Below are 14,388 nucleotides of genomic sequence, written 5' to 3' on the forward strand. Positions count from 1 at the left end.
TCCCTGTGGGTCTCGTCACTTCTGGTCGGCGGCGGGGCGGTCGGCGGAGTCGCGGGCGAGGGCGACGATCCGCTCCAGGGCCGCCGCGTGCCGCTGGAAGGCCGACCGCCCCTGCGGGGTGAGCTGCACGTACGTCCGCCGCGCCCGCTTGTCCTGGTCCTTGCGGACGACCACGTACCCGGCGGCGGCCAGCGCGGAGACCTGCTTGGACAGCGCCGAGTCGCTGGTGCCGACCGAGTCCCTGAGGAAGCCGAAGTCCACCCAATCGGCCGGCGCCAGCAGCGCCACGACCGACAGTCGCGCCGGGACGTGCAGGAACTCGTCGAAGAGCGGATCCATCAGGCGACCCCGCCGTCCTGCCGCACGATCGACCTCATGACCCGGCGGTTCAGGGGCGTCGCCGCGACGTACACCACGGCCGCCACGACCGCGCCCGCGACCGCCTGCGACGCCGCCCCGTGCGGCGGCAGGCCGAACAGCGCGGAGGCGGCGATCCGGCCGACAGCGAAGGCCACCATGACGCAGGCCAGCAGCACGCCGTGGAACAGGGCCTCCCGGCCGGTGGCCTTCCGCCGGACCGCGGCCCGGTGCTCGCAGACGATCCCCACGCCCCCGTACACGACCACCCCGAGCGCCGCGCCGAGGTAGTACCACGGGCTCGGCAGGTCGATGGCGGCGAGCATGACGAAGAGGGCGAGCGCGGAGACGGCCACGCGGGGCAGCGCGAAGCTCTGGCGGACGATCTGCTGCCGGGTCCTGGCCTGGAGGCGGTGGATGTCGTCGAGCGAAGTCTGGGCGTCGTGCTGGTTCATGGGCCTTCCCCGAGGGTCGACTGCTTTCCTGTAAGGAAAGTAGCATCTGTTTTCCTCTTGGGAAAGTCGTCAGCGGCCGAGTGGTCGGCGCCGGAGGTGAGACCTGTCCCTTTGATCTCTGACGTCGGCGGAACTAGGGTCGCTGCATGGTCAAGGCCAGGGGTGACAAACCGTGATCGGCCGCGCAAAGCTCGCCCTGGGGCGGCCGCTCGGGCGTGAGGGCCAGGGGATGGTCCACGAGGAGCTCAGCGGCAGGATCAACGGCCGGCCCGGCGTCGCGTACAAGGAGATCGACTACGACGTCCGCCCCGGGCTCGACGTCGCCGTCCTCACCGCGATGACCCAGTTGACCGGCCGTCTCTCCCCGTCCGACGCCGCCTGGCTGGCGGAGCGGGCGGCCTGGCCTGCCGAGCTGGTGGAGGAGAACGGCGCCGTCGTCGGTTTCCTGATGCGGACCGTGCCGCAGCGGTTCTTCCGCGAGAGGCCGGGCCCGTCCGGCGGCGTCCGCCGGCTCGCGACCCTCGACCGCCTGTTCGGCCAGGAGGACGTCACCGACCGCGACCGCCTGCTGATCCTGGCCGATCTCGCCGACACGCTCGCCCGCCTGCACGCGATGGGCATCGTCGCCGGCGACCTGGCCCCCGAGAACGTGCTGTTCACGACAGAGCCCCGGCCGGGGTGTTTTCTCATCGGCTGCGACGCGATGGGGCTGGGCGGAGCGCGGGCGCTGCCGCCCGTGGAGACACCGCCCGACCGGCGGATCCCCGCCGGGGAGCAGCCGGGGACGCCGCAGGCTGACGCCTACCAGTTCGCCCTGCTGGCCATCCGCGCCTTCGCCCGTGACCCGTCCGCCACCGACGTCGCCGCGCTGGCCGCCGTCCATCCCGGCCTGGCGGAGTTCGCCACGACCGCGCTCGGCCAGCCCGCGTTCAGCCGTCCCATGCCCGCGCAGTGGGCCACGCGATTACGCGAGGCCGCGCAGCCGGAGCCGGTCTCGCCGCCTGTCCGGCAGGCGGAGGCGGCTTCGGGTTCCGGACGGTCGAGAATGGTCGGCATCGGGGCGGCGGTGGGAGCCGTCGTGCTGGTTCTGCTCGCGGTGATCGGGAAGAACGTGATCAAGAACAACGTGCGAGAGGCCCTGACCGGTTCCTCGACGGTCACGGCCGAGCCCGCCGAGACGTCGCCGCCGTTCCCCGCGCCCACCGACGTCCCCACCCAGGCGCCGCCGACCTCGGCCGTGGCCCCGACTGTGGCCCCGACTGTGGCCCCGACCTGGACCCCGACCGTGGAGCCCAGTGAGCCGGTGGCCGACTTCAAGGTCGGTGACTGCCTGTCCGGCCTGCCGGACGCGCCGGTGACCGACAGTTGCAAGCAGGGCGCGCCCTATCGGGTGGCCGCCATCACCACTCCCTCCGGGCTCTGCGACGGCGAGACCAATCACCGCTACCTCGTCCACAACGACGTGCTGTACTGCCTGGCGTACCAGTTCGGGCGTAACTACTGCTACAAGTGGTCGAAGAACGACGAGTTCGTGGACTTCGCCCGCAAGTGCCGAGCGCCGAAGACGTTCACCGTACGGCGCGTCCTGCGGGGGAACGCCGACAAGGACGCCACCGCCTGCGACGGCGTGACCAGACATTCGTGGACGTGGCCCGTCCCCGCGCTGACCATCTGCGTCGACAAGTACTGAGCGGCGTCCGGCCGGGCACCGATGAGTTCCGGGCGGCTCCGATGTCCTACGTGTCACCGGACGACCCGAGACCACGGAGACACGCTCATGCGGAAGCTGATTGCGACGGTGTTCAACTACTCCCTCGACGGCCTGCTCGCCGACGAGGGCACCGACTTCTGGAAGTTCTGCTTCGAACTGCCCGAGAACAACCGGCCCGACTCCCCGGCCTACCTCGACTTCCTGCGGAGCGCCCACGCGCACGTCATGGGCCGCGGCGCCTACGAGGGCATCGCCAAGGGCATGACGACCGCCACCGACCACCCGTTCGCCGACATCCTGACCGCCGGGCGCAAGGTCGTCTTCTCCCGGACCATGAAGACGGCCGACTGGGCCAACACCACCGTCGCCGGCGGCGACACGGCGGAGGAGATCGACAAGCTCCGCCTGGACGGCGACGGCCACATCCTGGTCTGGGGCGGCGTCGGCCTCTGGCGGTCGCTCATGCGGCTCGACCTGATCGACGAGTTCCGGCTGAGCGTGTTCCCCTACGTCGCGGGCGAGGGCACCCGGCTGTTCGACGGCTTCCCCAAGTCCTACCGCCTCGACCTGGTCTCCAGCTCCGCCTCCGACGGCGGGATCATGGAACTCCAGTACCGCCGACACCGCTGACCCGCCCGGCCGGCGCCGTCGAGGGGACCCGCCTGGGCGCCCCTCGACCACCGTGTCAGCGGCCGGAGCTAGCCAGGTGGCCACTCCAGGCCGAGGTCGATGTCTACGTCAAACCCGACGTACGTTCGCAGCTGCTTGCGGTGGATGCCGGTGGGGACATAGGCCCTGACTGCCGGTTCCAGCTCGAAGGTGTACACGACCGGCAGGCCGTCTTCCTGCTCCACCCGCCAGAAGTGCCGGATGCCGGCATCCGAGTATTTGATCGGTTTGGTGCTGCGATCCCGCTCCTCGGACTCCTCTGAGACCACCTCGGCGACGAGGTGGACGTCCTCTGGGCGGAAGGAAGTCGTCTTCGGTCCGATCGCTGACTTCTCCACCACCAGAATATCCGGTTCCGGCCGCTGCCGGAGGCCCAGAGTGATGGTCATCTCGCGGACCACCGCGAGACGTGCGGGAGGTTTCAGGGCGTTCTCCAGCAACCTGATCGTGTACAGGTGGAAGGCTGTCTGTGGAGACATCATGATGAGCGACCCATCGATCAGCTCGACGTGCCGGGGCGCGCCGGGGGGGAGGTGATCGAGCATGTCGGCGGTCCAGCCGCCGGGTGGGCCGGGATAGAACCACTCAGGAAGGGCTGTGCTCATGCGCGCCTCCTAAGATGTACTCGGCGAGCTTATTGTGTCACAGACGGTGACCGTCAGGAGTGGTCCTTGCGCTGGTCCATCGAGCGGCGGTAGAGCTCGTCGATCTGGTCCAGCGGGTCCGGGGGGCGGCGGCGGGCCTCGATCTCCAGCTCCGTGCGCGAGTACAGCTCGTCGATGCCGGACGACGCGTGGTGCATCTGGTCGCCCAGGAGGTCGGCGCGGATGCGGGCGCACATGGCGGTCAGCTTGGCCTGGTGCTCGCGCAGCCGGTCGAGGGCCGCGTGGTCGACGTACGGCGAGACGCGGCGCTGCTGGGCGTACGTGGCGAGCTGCCCGTCGTGCACGTCGGCCTGGGCCGACAGGTCGGCCAGCAGCCGGGGCAGGTCGCCGAGGCCCCAGCCGCGCTGCTGGGCCTGTTCGACGGCCTGGCGGGTGAGGGTCACCTCGCGGCGCAGGTCGAGGCGGAGGCGTTCGACCTCGGCCGCGTCGCCGGTGCCCATGGCGTTGACGTGCGTGGTCAGCCGGGTGGTGGCCTGCCGGGCCTTCCTGGCCGCCTTCTTGCCGACTTTGACCAGCAGATAGACGCCCACGCCGGTCAGCAGCAGGAGAAACGCCAGGATGGCCAGCACGATGACAAGGAACTCGCTGATCTCCGCCACCTCCCGTGGGGTTGTCACCTAGAAGGATAGTTCGACACCCGGGGGGTTCAACGCGTGACGGGGATCCCGGGTTCCGGCGAGCGGGCCGAGCAAGCCCTTGATCGGGGACGTGGGCGCGTGTTTCAGTGCACATGTTCGGTCGTCTCGGATGAGGGGTGCGCGTGCTCGACGGCAAGGTAGTGATCATCACGGGCGGCGCCCGGGGCATGGGCGCGGCCACGGCGCGCCGATGCGCGGCGGCCGGGGCGCGGGTCGTGCTCACCGACGTGCTCACCGAGGAGGGGACGGCCACCGCCAAGGACGTCGGAGGCACGTTCGTCCCGCACGACGTGACGGACGCGGAGCAGTGGGCGGCCGTCGTGGCCGCGACCGTCGAGGCGCACGGACGGCTCGACGGGCTGGTGAACAACGCCGGGATCGTCACCGTGCGGACCATCGAGCAGCAGTCCCTGGCGGAGTTCGAGCGCGTGCTCCAGGTGAACCTGGTCGGCGTGTTCCTCGGGCTGAAGGCCGTGGCCGGGGCCATGCGGGCGTCCGGCGGCGGGGCCGTGGTGAACCTCTCGTCGGTCGCGGGGCTGACCGCGCTGCCCGGCACGGGCGGGTACGGCGCGTCGAAGTGGGGCGTACGCGGGCTGACCAAGATCGCGGCGCTCGAGTTCGGGCGGGACCGCATCAGGGTGAACTCGGTGCATCCCGGGATGATCGTCACCCCGATGACGGCCTCGCTGGGCGCGGTCTCCGGCGAGGGCACGTTCCCGCTGGCCGCCGCCGGGCGATGGGGTGAGCCCGAGGAGGTCGCCGAGGCCATCGCGTTCCTGCTGTCCGACGCGGCCTCGTACGTCACGGGCGCGGAGCTGGCGATCGACGGCGGCTGGACGGCGGGGGAGACGGCTCTGCTCGGCTCCGTCCCGCGCCAGGCCGCTCCCGCCGCGGAGGAGGAGGCCGGAGATGGCCGTTGACGAGCCGACCCGCGCGGTCATCGACCTGATGAGCGAGTTCTTCCCCAAGGGGGAGGGGCCCTGGGACCCGGTGGCGGCGCGGCGGGTGCTGGCCTCGGTCCCGAGCCCGGAGCCGATGCCCGTGGGCCGGGTGGAGGACCGCGACGCGGCGGGCGTCCCCGTGCGCGTCTACTGGCCGGACGAGGTCGCCGAGGGCGCTGCGGGGCGGCCGCTGGTCGTGTACTTCCACGGCGGCGGGTTCACGCTGGGGTCGCTGGACAGCCATGACGGCGTCTGCCGCCAGATCTGCGCCGGGTCCGGGGCGGTGGTGGTCGCCGCCGACTACCGGCTCGCGCCCGAGCACCCCTATCCGGCCGCCGTCGAGGACGCCTTCGCCGTCACCCGGTGGGCCCACGAGCACGCGGCCGCGCTCGGCGCCGACCCGGGGGCGCTGGTGGTGGCGGGCGACAGCGCGGGCGGCAACCTCGCCACCGTCACCTGTCTGCGGGCGCGCGACGAGGGCGGGCCGCCGATCGTGCTGCAGGTGCTGGTCTATCCGGCGACGGACGCCGTCCGCCACTGGCCCTCGTACGACCAGAACGGCGAGGGATACTTCCTGACGACGGCGCACATGCGGTGGTTCTGGGACTGCTACCAACCCGACCGGGAGCGGCGCGGGGAGCCGTACAGCTCGCCTCTGGGCGCGGACGTGAGCGGCCTGCCGCCGGCCCTGGTGATCACGGCCGGGCACGACCCGCTGCGCGACGAGGGCGAGGCGTACGCCCGCCACCTGCGCCACTCCGGGGTCGAGGCGGAGTGCGTCCGGTACGAGGGCCTGTTCCACGGCTTCTTCGGCACGGGCCCGATCCTGCCCGCCGCCGCCGACGCCACGGACCGGGTGTGCGCCGCCATCCGCGCCCTCAAATAAGGGGATATTTCATGCCACGCGCCGAAATTTCGGCAACCATCAGCCTCTTCTACACCGACGACGGCCCCGGCGAGGGCACCGGAACCGGCCAGGGCCCCGGCGAGGGCGCCGGCCAGGGCGGCCCGCCGTTGCTGCTCGTGCACGGCTGGGGCGCCGACTCCCACCAATGGTCCTGGCACATCGACGCCCTGGCCGCCCGCCACCGCGTCATCGCCGTGGACCTGCGCGGCCACGGCTACTCCTCGGTCCCGGAGACCGGCAACACCCCCCAGGCGATGGCCGAGGACCTGAACACGCTGCTCGACCGCCTGGACGTGCCCGAGGTGATCGCGGTCGGCCACTCCATGGGCGGCCAGGTCGTCTCGATCCTCGCGGTCGAGCATCCCGGCCGCGTACGGGCGCTGGTCACCCTCGACCCCGGCTACGGCATGAGCCAGGACCTCGCCGCGGGCTTTCCCGGCATGATCGCGGCCCTGCGCGGCGAGCACCCGCACGCCGCAGCCGAGGAGATCGACCGGTGGTGCACCACCTCCGCGACCCCCGCCGTGATCCGGCGCTGGCACAAACGCCGCCTGTACGGCATGCCCCCGCACGTGCTGGCCGAGGCGTTCGAGGCCATGTTCACCGCCCCGGGGGCCATCGGCGTGCGGCCGGCCAGCGACGAGTACCTGGCCCGCCGGCGCTGCCCGGTGTTGTCGATCTGGGCCGACCCCGGACGCGCGGCCTGGGAGTCGGGGCTGCTCAAGCATCCGGACTCGAAGGTCGTGTGCTGGGAGGGCTCGGGCCACCGGCTGCACGAGGAGCGCCCGGCGGAGTTCGTCCGCGTGCTGGAGGGCTGGCTCAGAGGGCGTTGAGCGGCCGCAGGGCATGGTGAAGGGCCCGGCAGCGCGGACGCTGCTGCCGGGCCCTTCGTGTGAGCGCGCACAGGGGGTTGGGGGCCATGGCGCTCACACGTCTATGCGGGCGGCTCCACCCGGACGATCTCGCCCTTGCCGGGGGTGAAGCCCTTGTTGGACACGTAGACCGAACCGTCGCCGGCGACCGCCATGCCCAGCGGCACGGTCAGCGTGCCCGGCTTGAGCAGCTCGGTGCGCGTGCCGTCGGCCTCGATCCGGTAGAGCGACGTACGGGGCTGATGGTCGGCGGGCACCGGGCCGACCGAGCCGAGGACGAGCAGCCGGCCCGAGGCGTCGAAGGCGACGTCGACCGCGGTGGTGAAGCCCTTGACGGCGGTCTCGGCCTTCTTCCCGGCCAGCCTGAACACCCGGGCCACGCCCTCGGGCTGCGGGAACCCGGCGTGCTCGGCGACGTAGTAGGAGCCGTCGGGGGCGGCCGCGATGCCCATCGGCACCGACTGCATCGGCACCTTGCTGCCCTTGGGGAGCTTGAGCATGGCCGGGGCCGCGACCTTGCGCGCGTGGAACACCGCCCGCAGCGTCACCTTGCCCGACGCGCTGACCTGGAGCACGTCGTTGCCGCCCACGTCGGTGACGAGCGCGCCGCCCTGCGGGGTCGGCACGACCGCGAACGGGTACGAGTCGATCGCGCTGCCCTTGTCCTTCTTGTCAGGGTTGTGCTTGACCTCGAACGCCAGCAGGTCGCCCATGACGGACGACTTCCCGTCCTTGATCTTCAGCAGCGTGCCGAGGGTGCGGGCCTTGGGGCCGAGGTCGGCCCGCAGCTTGCCGTTGCCGCCCAGGCCGACGGGCACCAGCATGGAGCCGTCCGCGGCGAAGGCGACGTCGTGCGGGCCGGTGCCGAGGCCGTCGGAGCCGGCCGAGGGCAGGCCCTTGACCACGGTGGTCAGCCGGCCGTCGGCCAGCTTGGAGATCTTCCCGGTGAGGCCGAGGCACACCTTGCTCGCCTCGCCGCCCGGCTCGGCGGGCACGGTCGCGCACTTGATCGTGCCGCCGGAACCGGACTCGGCGACGTACAGGGCGCCGTCGGGGCCGAAGGTCAGGCCGCGCGGCCCGTCGAGCTTGGCGGCGACGACCGTGACGCTCGCCGGCGCGGACGCTGACGCCGGGACGGGCGCGACCGACGCGGCCAGGCCGAGAGCAGCGACTCCCCCCGTGATGATGACTCGCTTCATGAGGGAACACCGTAGAAGCGCGGGACGGGGCGGCGGATCAGCCCGCAGGGTGAGGCGCACTCAGCCTGCGGGTGGATTCCTCCTGATCCTGCGCCGGGCGCGCAGCCGGCGTACCCGCCGGAACGTCCACCACGCGAGCAGGACGAGCAGCAGCAACGCGACGATCACCAGCACCGGCAGGAACACCGCGATCAGGCTCATGCCGAGCGAGCCGGCGTCCTCGGCGGTGCTCACCACGGGCGCGCCCACCCCCGCCGTGCCCGCGTTGATCACCGGCCGGGCCGTCGCCTTCAGTATGTGGACGGCCAGCGCCATCACGATGCCCAGCAGCCAGCCGGCCCACGGGTTCTCGGTCATCCAGGTGGAGTGGTCGAGCTCGGCGGCGGCGTTGGTGGCGGAGAAGACCACGCCGCCCGCCGCCGGGCGCACCACGGTCTGGATGGCGTCGTTGACGGTGTCGACGGCCGGCACCTTGTCGAGGACCATCTCGGCGAGCAGCAGCACCGCGATGATCGCCAGCACGCCCCAGTTGGACAGCCAGGAGTAGCCGTCGGGCAGCTTCACCCTGTCGGTGAGGTTGGCCAGCACGCCCACGACCAGGAGAGGGATGTAGGCGTTAAGGCCGGCGGCGGTGGAGAGGCCGAGGCCGGTCAGCGCGGCGAACATCCCCCTAGTCTGCCCCCGCCGCGGCCTCCATCACGCGGGCCAGGCCCGGCCGGGTGAACTCGGCGGCCGCACGCTCGTACTTCTCCATGCCCCAGGACCAGAAGTCGAAGTCGATCGTGTCGTTGGCGCCGTCCTGGATCGAGGCCCACAGGGTCCAGCCGTACTTGGACATCAGGCCCAGCAGCCGGGCGCGGGCGATCCTGTGGCGCAGGCGGCGGCCGTAGTAGGCGGTGACGAGCTCCTCCAGGTGGCCGGGCGGCAGGTCGGCCTCGCTCCAGAGGTTGCCGAGCTCGAAGCAGGGGTCGTTGTTGCCGGCGTACTCGTAGTCGATGAGGTGCAGGCGGTCGCCGCACTCGACGATGTTGCCGGGGAGAAGATCGTTGTGGCACGGGACGGTGGGCTCGGCGCGTACCGCCAGACATTTCCTGATTTCTGCGGCGGCGGGCATGAAATCCAGATATTTCGCAGGAAGTCGGAAACCTCGCTCCTGGACGATCCGCAAATACCCCCGCTGCACCTCGAACATGTCGAAATCGCGGACGAAGCGCGGCCCCGCGTGCAGCCGCCGGCACACCTCCGCCACCCGCGTCAGGTTCGCCGGCTCCCACAGGTCGGCCTCGGTGAACGTCCGGCCCGGCAGGAAGCCGATCACCAGCACGCCCGCCTCCGGCAGGTAGCCGTGCACGGGCGCCCCCACCCCGGCCCGCGCGGCGGCGACCGAGTCGGCGTGCTCGGCGTCCTTGTCGATGCCCAGCAGGGAGCCGTCGCTGGCGGCCACGCGCACGACGTAGACCCCGGCCGGGGTGGTGACCTTGTAGTTGCGGTTGGTCATCCCGCCGGGCAGCTCCTCGACGGAGCGCGGCAGGCCGGACAGCAGCGGGATGCGGTCGAGGACCCGGGCGATCGCCATGATCGATGCTAGCTCCGCCGTCCTAAACGGTCTAGACCTTTTAGGGTACGCGGGTTAGCCTCGCGACCATGAGCGACTCGGCCCGCATCGTGATCATCGGCGGCGGGGTGGGCGGCGCGTCCGTCGCCTACCACCTCACCCGGCGCGGCGAACGCGACGTCGTCCTGCTGGAGCGGGACGAGCTCACCAGCGGCTCCACCTTCCACTCCGCGGGCCTGGTCGGCCAGCTCCGCTCCGACCCCACCCTGACCCGGATGAACCAGTACTCCGTCGAGCTCTACCGCACCCTCGACGCCGGCTGGACCGAGTGCGGCGGGCTCAAGCTGGCCTCCACCCCCGAGCGGATGGCCGAGATCCGCCGCCAGATCGGCTGGGCCAGGACGTTCGGGCTGCCGCTGGAGGAGATCTCGGTCGCAGAGGCGGTGGAGCTGTTCCCGCTGATGGACCCGTCGGGGGTGGTGGGGGCGGCGTACCTGCCGACCGACGGCCAGGTCGATCCCTCGATGCTGTGCTACGCCCTGGCCGCCCGCGCCCGCGAGGGCGGCGCCCGCCTGCGCACCCGTACGCGGGTGCTGGGCATCGACGTCGAGCGCGGGCGCGTCACCGGCGTCCGCACCGACCAGGGGGACATCGCCTGCGAGATCGTGGTCAACTGCGGCGGCATGTTCGCCGCCGAGATCGGCCGCATGGCCGGGGTGCGGATCCCGATCGTGCCGATGTCCCACCAGTACGTCGTCACCGACGCCTTTCACGACCACCCCGTCCTGCCCACGCTGCGCGACCCCGACCTGCTCGTCTACTACCGGCAGGAGGTGCGCGGCCTGGTCATGGGCGGCTACGAGCGCACCTGCGCCCCCTGGACGGCGTCCGCGACCTCCTACGACGCGGTGCCGGCCGACTTCAACGGCAGGCTGCTGCCCGAGGACTGGCCGCGCCTGGAGGAGATCTCCGCCAATTCCCGGATCCGGGTGCCCGCGATGGCCGACGTCGGCCTCCGCAAGCTGATCAACGGGCCCGAGGCGTTCACCCCGGACAACGAGTTCTGCCTGGGGGAGACCGAGGTGGGCGGGTTCTTCGTGGCGGCCGGGTTCTGCGCCCACGGCATCGCCGGCGCGGGCGGCATCGGCAGGGTGATGGCCGACTGGATCGTCGACGGCGAGCCCGGCATGGACGTCCACCACATGGACGTGCGCCGCTTCGGCGGCCAGTACCGGTCGCCGTCGTACACGGTCAAACGCTCGGTCGAGAACTACGAGACGTACTACGACATCCGCTACCCGGGCCACGAGCGCGCGGCCGGGCGCCCGCTGCGGGTCTCGCCCGTCTACTCCTGGCACGCCGCCCACGGGGCCGTCTTCGGCGAGAAGGCCGGCTGGGAGCGGGTCAACCACTACTCCGCCGCCCCCGGCGGCGCGGACGAACGCCCCCGCGGCTGGGCCGGACGCCTGTGGTCGCCCGCCGTCGGGGCCGAGCACCGCGCCACCCGCACCACGGCCGGGCTGTTCGACGAGAGCTCCTTCGCCAAGATCGAGGTCACCGGCCCGGACGCCGCCGCCCTGCTGGAATGGGTGTGCGACAACCGCGTGGCCCGCCAGGTGGGCGCCGTCACCTACACGCAGGCGCTGAACCGGCGCGGCGGCATCGAGTGCGACTTCACCGTCACCCGGCGCGGCGAGCAGGAGTTCCTGATCGTCACCGGCACCGCGTCGGGCTCGCGCGACCTCGCCTGGCTGCGCCGGCAGGCCGCGCTCACCAGCTCGACGGCCAGGATCGCCGACGTCACCGGCCAGTACGCCTGCTTCGCCCTGTGGGGCCCCCATGCGCGCGACATCCTGTCCGGGCTGACCCCGGAGCCGCCGGACCTGCCGTTCATGTCGGCCCGGGAGCTGACCGTGGGCGACGTGCCCGCGCTGGCGCTGCGGGTGACGTTCGTGGGCGAGCACGGCTGGGAGCTGTACTGCTCCAGCGAGTACGGGCTCGCGCTGTGGGAGACGCTGTGGCGGGCGGGCGAGCCGTACGGGCTGGTCGCGGGCGGCTACCGGGCCATCGACAGCCTGCGGCTGGAGAAGGGGTACCGGGTGTGGGGCGCCGACATCGGGCCGGAGACGACGCCGTACGAGGCCGGGCTCGGGTTCTGCGTCAAGCCCGGCAAGGACTTCCTCGGCCGCGACGCCCTCGACCCCGGCCCGGCCCGCCGCCTGCGCTGCCTCACCCTGGCCGACCCGCGGGCGGTCGCCCTGGGCAACGAGCCCGTACGGGTGGACGGCCAGGTCGTGGCCCGGGTCACCTCCGGCGGGTACGGGTACACGGTCGAGCGGTCGATCGCCTACGCGTACCTGCCCGCCGGGCCGGGGGCCGAGCCCGGCGCCGCGATGGAGGTCGAGATCGAGGGGGAGTGGGTGCCGGGCGTCGTGGTCAGGGAGCCGCTGTACGACCCGGCGGGGTCGCGGGTGCGGTGACGCCGCTGCGCACCGACAGGCGCACCCGGTCGGGGCGGAACAGGTCGCGGGCGTACTCGACGGGGACGCCGCCGGCGGCGTAGGCCGTGCGCTCGATCAGCATGAGCGGCGCGCCCGCCGCGATGCCCAGTTCGGCCGCCTCCTCCGGACCGGCGATCACCGGGTCCAGATGCTCGACCGCGGTCCGCGGCTCCAGCCCGTAGCGGCCGGCCAGCAGCGCGTACAGCGAGCCGCCGAGGTCCTCGCCGAGGAGGCCGGGCAGCGCGGGGAAGAAGGAGCGTTCGAGCGCCACCGGCGAACGGCCGGCCGACCGCACCCGGGCCACCTCGTGCACCGGCTCGCCCGGCCCGACGCCGAGCGCGGCGGCCACGGCCGCCGGCGCGGGCACGGTGGCGGCCGTCAGGATCCGCGCCTCGGCCCGCAGGTGGGCGCGGCGCATCTGCTCGGTGAACCCGGCCAGCCCCGTCAGGTCGCACTCGATGCGCGGCTCGGCCACGAACGCGCCGCCCGACCTGCCGGGGAGCCTGATCAGCACGCCGTCGCGTTCGAGGGTGGAAAGGGCCTGGCGCAGGGTCATCCGGCTCACGCCGAGGCGGGCGGCCAGCTCCCGCTCGCCGGGCAGCCGGTCGCCCGGGGCCATCTCGCCGGAGGAGATCGCCGCCAGCAGCCACTGCTCGATCTGCGTGTGCGCGGGAACCCCGGTGCCACGCTCCAGCTCAGGCGGTGTCCCGACCACACGCGCATGCTACCGGGCCATACGGGAGGAACCACTCCGCACGGGACGGCCTTCAGGACGACGTGAGGCGGGTCACGGCGTCGGTGAACTCGCTGATCATGTCGTACACCACGTCACGGGCAGGCCGCACGCGGTCGAGCTGGCCCACCGCCTGGCCCACGTAGTAGGTGACGAGCTCCACGGCCCCGGGGTCGCCGCGGTCGGCCGCCGCGCCGATGCGGGCCATCGCCCCCTCGGCCAGCAGCAGTTGCAGGGGCATGCCCAGCGGCCCGGGGCTCTCCGGCCCGGAGTCCCACTCCTCGGTCCAGGCCGACCTGAGCTGCCGCGCCGGCTTGCCCGTACGCGACCGGGACCGCACGGTGTCCAGCGACGAGGCGGCCAGCAGCTTGCGCCGGAGCGCGGGCGAGGTCTCCGCCTCCTCGGTGGTCAGCCACACCGAGCCGCACCAGACGCCCTCGGCCCCGAGCGCCATGGCCGCGGCCATCTGGCGGCCCGAGGCGATGCCGCCCGCGGCCAGCACGGGGACCGGCGCGACCGCGTCCACGACCTGCGGCACGAGCACCATCGTGGAGATCTCGCCGGTGTGGCCGCCCGCCTCGGCGCCCTGGGCCACGACGATGTCCGCCCCGGCCGCCACCTGCCTGCGGGCGTGCTCGACGGTTCCGACCAGCGCGGCCACCGGCACGCCCGCCTTCCTGGCGCCCGCCACCATCTCCGGCGGCGGCGGTCCGAGCGCGCTGGCGATGAGCCCGATCGGGTGCTTGAGCGCCACGTCGACCAGCGCGGTCGCGCCCGGTGCCGTCACCCGCCTGCCGAACTCGTCGGCCACCGCGCTCAGGGGTTGCGGCGGGGCGTGCACGCCGTACTTCGACAGCAGGTGGGCGACGAAGTCGCGGTGGCGGTCGGGGACGAAGTCCAGCAGGTGGGCCCGCAGGTCGAGCGCGGAGGCGTCGATCCGGCCGGGGACGAGCACGTCCACCCCGTACGGCCGGCCGCCCACCCGCCCGTCGATCCACGTCAGCTCGGCCTCCAGCCGCTCCGGCGAGTACGCGACGGCTCCCAGCACCCCGAACCCGCCCGCGTTCGTGACCGCGGCCACCACGTCGCGGCAGTGGCTGAAGGCGAACAACGGGAACTCGACGCCCAGGCGCTCACAGATGGCGGTCCGCATGCGCCGACGCTAACCTCCAGAAGCTTGTTCGG

15 protein-coding genes are annotated in these 14,388 nt (G+C 72.6%); 6 read left to right on the plus strand and 9 right to left on the minus strand.

The genetic code is table 11. The annotated features are described in order from the left end of the window. Positions 1 to 15: 15 nt before the first annotated feature. Positions 16 to 339 (minus strand): winged helix-turn-helix domain-containing protein, encoded by a 324-nt coding sequence (locus tag ACIBST_RS13415; protein ID WP_397171498.1) that lies wholly within the window; start codon positions 337 to 339, stop codon positions 16 to 18. Next, positions 339 to 812: a hypothetical protein gene (locus ACIBST_RS13420; protein WP_397171499.1), complete on the minus strand. Its 474-nt coding sequence runs from the start codon at positions 810 to 812 to the stop codon at positions 339 to 341. Before ACIBST_RS13420 ends, ACIBST_RS13415 begins: the two co-directional genes overlap by 1 nt. Positions 813 to 984: 172 nt before the next feature. Between ACIBST_RS13420 and ACIBST_RS13425 the strand changes: the two genes are divergently transcribed. After that, positions 985 to 2,502, plus strand: coding sequence for a hypothetical protein (locus ACIBST_RS13425; protein WP_397171500.1), 1,518 nt, complete (start codon positions 985 to 987; stop codon positions 2,500 to 2,502). A gap of 87 nt (positions 2,503 to 2,589) precedes the next feature. Beyond that, complete coding sequence (locus tag ACIBST_RS13430; protein WP_397171501.1) at positions 2,590 to 3,153, plus strand: dihydrofolate reductase family protein; 564 nt, start codon at positions 2,590 to 2,592, stop codon at positions 3,151 to 3,153. A 68-nt stretch (positions 3,154 to 3,221) separates the two neighbouring features. Here ACIBST_RS13430 and ACIBST_RS13435 read toward each other — a convergent pair whose 3' ends face one another. Both ACIBST_RS13435 and ACIBST_RS13440 read right to left on the minus strand, forming a co-directional pair. Continuing rightward, complete coding sequence (locus tag ACIBST_RS13435; RefSeq protein WP_397171502.1) at positions 3,222 to 3,797, minus strand: Uma2 family endonuclease; 576 nt, start codon at positions 3,795 to 3,797, stop codon at positions 3,222 to 3,224. A 53-nt stretch (positions 3,798 to 3,850) separates the two neighbouring features. After that, positions 3,851 to 4,474 carry a hypothetical protein gene (locus ACIBST_RS13440; RefSeq protein ID WP_397171504.1) on the minus strand — a complete coding sequence of 208 codons (624 nt, stop codon included), beginning with the start codon at positions 4,472 to 4,474 and terminating at the stop codon, positions 3,851 to 3,853. Between the two features lie 143 nt (positions 4,475 to 4,617). Here ACIBST_RS13440 and ACIBST_RS13445 point away from each other — a divergent pair, with 143 nt between their 5' ends. Genes ACIBST_RS13445 through ACIBST_RS13455 form a run of 3 tightly spaced genes read left to right on the plus strand, consistent with a single transcriptional unit; the run spans position 4,618 to position 7,176 of the window. Next, positions 4,618 to 5,415 carry a glucose 1-dehydrogenase gene (locus ACIBST_RS13445; protein ID WP_397171505.1) on the plus strand — a complete coding sequence of 266 codons (798 nt, stop codon included), beginning with the start codon at positions 4,618 to 4,620 and terminating at the stop codon, positions 5,413 to 5,415. Next, positions 5,405 to 6,322, plus strand: a complete 918-nt coding sequence (locus tag ACIBST_RS13450; protein ID WP_397171507.1) for an alpha/beta hydrolase — start codon at positions 5,405 to 5,407, stop codon at positions 6,320 to 6,322. Before ACIBST_RS13445 ends, ACIBST_RS13450 begins: the two co-directional genes overlap by 11 nt. A gap of 11 nt (positions 6,323 to 6,333) precedes the next feature. After that, complete coding sequence (locus ACIBST_RS13455) at positions 6,334 to 7,176, plus strand: alpha/beta fold hydrolase (protein ID WP_397171508.1); 843 nt, start codon at positions 6,334 to 6,336, stop codon at positions 7,174 to 7,176. A gap of 101 nt (positions 7,177 to 7,277) precedes the next feature. Here ACIBST_RS13455 and ACIBST_RS13460 read toward each other — a convergent pair whose 3' ends face one another. Genes ACIBST_RS13460 through ACIBST_RS13470 form a run of 3 tightly spaced genes read right to left on the minus strand, consistent with a single transcriptional unit; the run spans position 7,278 to position 9,990 of the window. Then, positions 7,278 to 8,414 (minus strand): ScyD/ScyE family protein, encoded by a 1,137-nt coding sequence (locus tag ACIBST_RS13460; RefSeq protein ID WP_397171509.1) that lies wholly within the window; start codon positions 8,412 to 8,414, stop codon positions 7,278 to 7,280. 60 nt (positions 8,415 to 8,474) lie between these two features. Continuing rightward, a complete protein-coding gene (locus ACIBST_RS13465; protein ID WP_397171511.1) occupies positions 8,475 to 9,080 on the minus strand; it encodes a DUF4126 domain-containing protein in 606 nt (201 codons plus the stop codon). A 4-nt stretch (positions 9,081 to 9,084) separates the two neighbouring features. Next, on the minus strand, positions 9,085 to 9,990 hold the full coding sequence (locus tag ACIBST_RS13470; RefSeq protein ID WP_397171513.1) for a phosphotransferase: 906 nt from the start codon (positions 9,988 to 9,990) through the stop codon (positions 9,085 to 9,087). 68 nt (positions 9,991 to 10,058) lie between these two features. Here ACIBST_RS13470 and ACIBST_RS13475 point away from each other — a divergent pair, with 68 nt between their 5' ends. Further along, positions 10,059 to 12,449, plus strand: coding sequence for an FAD-dependent oxidoreductase (locus tag ACIBST_RS13475; protein WP_397171515.1), 2,391 nt, complete (start codon positions 10,059 to 10,061; stop codon positions 12,447 to 12,449). On the opposite strand, the gene ACIBST_RS13480 is transcribed toward ACIBST_RS13475, so the two are convergent. Both ACIBST_RS13480 and ACIBST_RS13485 read right to left on the minus strand, forming a co-directional pair. Further along, a complete protein-coding gene (locus ACIBST_RS13480; protein ID WP_397171516.1) occupies positions 12,406 to 13,185 on the minus strand; it encodes a GntR family transcriptional regulator in 780 nt (259 codons plus the stop codon). The genes ACIBST_RS13475 and ACIBST_RS13480 overlap by 44 nt on opposite strands. 52 nt (positions 13,186 to 13,237) lie before the next feature. Further along, a complete protein-coding gene (locus tag ACIBST_RS13485; RefSeq protein ID WP_397171518.1) occupies positions 13,238 to 14,356 on the minus strand; it encodes an NAD(P)H-dependent flavin oxidoreductase in 1,119 nt (372 codons plus the stop codon). Between the last annotated feature and the right edge of the window lie 32 nt (positions 14,357 to 14,388).

The sequence above is a fragment of the Nonomuraea sp. NPDC049684 genome (assembly GCF_044465345.1).
Lineage (GTDB): Bacteria > Actinomycetota > Actinomycetes > Streptosporangiales > Streptosporangiaceae > Nonomuraea.

Bases quoted from the DNA above. Each gene is read 5' to 3' on its own strand.
- ACIBST_RS13465 (WP_397171511.1), bottom strand. From the start codon at position 9,080: ATGTTCGCCGCGCTGACCGGCCTCGGCCTCTCCACCGCCGCCGGCCTT.
- ACIBST_RS13455 (WP_397171508.1), top strand. From the start codon at position 6,334: ATGCCACGCGCCGAAATTTCGGCAACCATCAGCCTCTTCTACACCGAC.
- ACIBST_RS13435 (WP_397171502.1), bottom strand. From the start codon at position 3,797: ATGAGCACAGCCCTTCCTGAGTGGTTCTATCCCGGCCCACCCGGCGGC.
- ACIBST_RS13430 (WP_397171501.1), top strand. From the start codon at position 2,590: ATGCGGAAGCTGATTGCGACGGTGTTCAACTACTCCCTCGACGGCCTG.
- ACIBST_RS13420 (WP_397171499.1), bottom strand. From the start codon at position 812: ATGAACCAGCACGACGCCCAGACTTCGCTCGACGACATCCACCGCCTC.
- ACIBST_RS13475 (WP_397171515.1), top strand. From the start codon at position 10,059: ATGAGCGACTCGGCCCGCATCGTGATCATCGGCGGCGGGGTGGGCGGC.
- ACIBST_RS13460 (WP_397171509.1), bottom strand. From the start codon at position 8,414: ATGAAGCGAGTCATCATCACGGGGGGAGTCGCTGCTCTCGGCCTGGCC.
- ACIBST_RS13450 (WP_397171507.1), top strand. From the start codon at position 5,405: ATGGCCGTTGACGAGCCGACCCGCGCGGTCATCGACCTGATGAGCGAG.
- ACIBST_RS13485 (WP_397171518.1), bottom strand. From the start codon at position 14,356: ATGCGGACCGCCATCTGTGAGCGCCTGGGCGTCGAGTTCCCGTTGTTC.
- ACIBST_RS13470 (WP_397171513.1), bottom strand. From the start codon at position 9,990: ATGGCGATCGCCCGGGTCCTCGACCGCATCCCGCTGCTGTCCGGCCTG.
- ACIBST_RS13415 (WP_397171498.1), bottom strand. From the start codon at position 339: ATGGATCCGCTCTTCGACGAGTTCCTGCACGTCCCGGCGCGACTGTCG.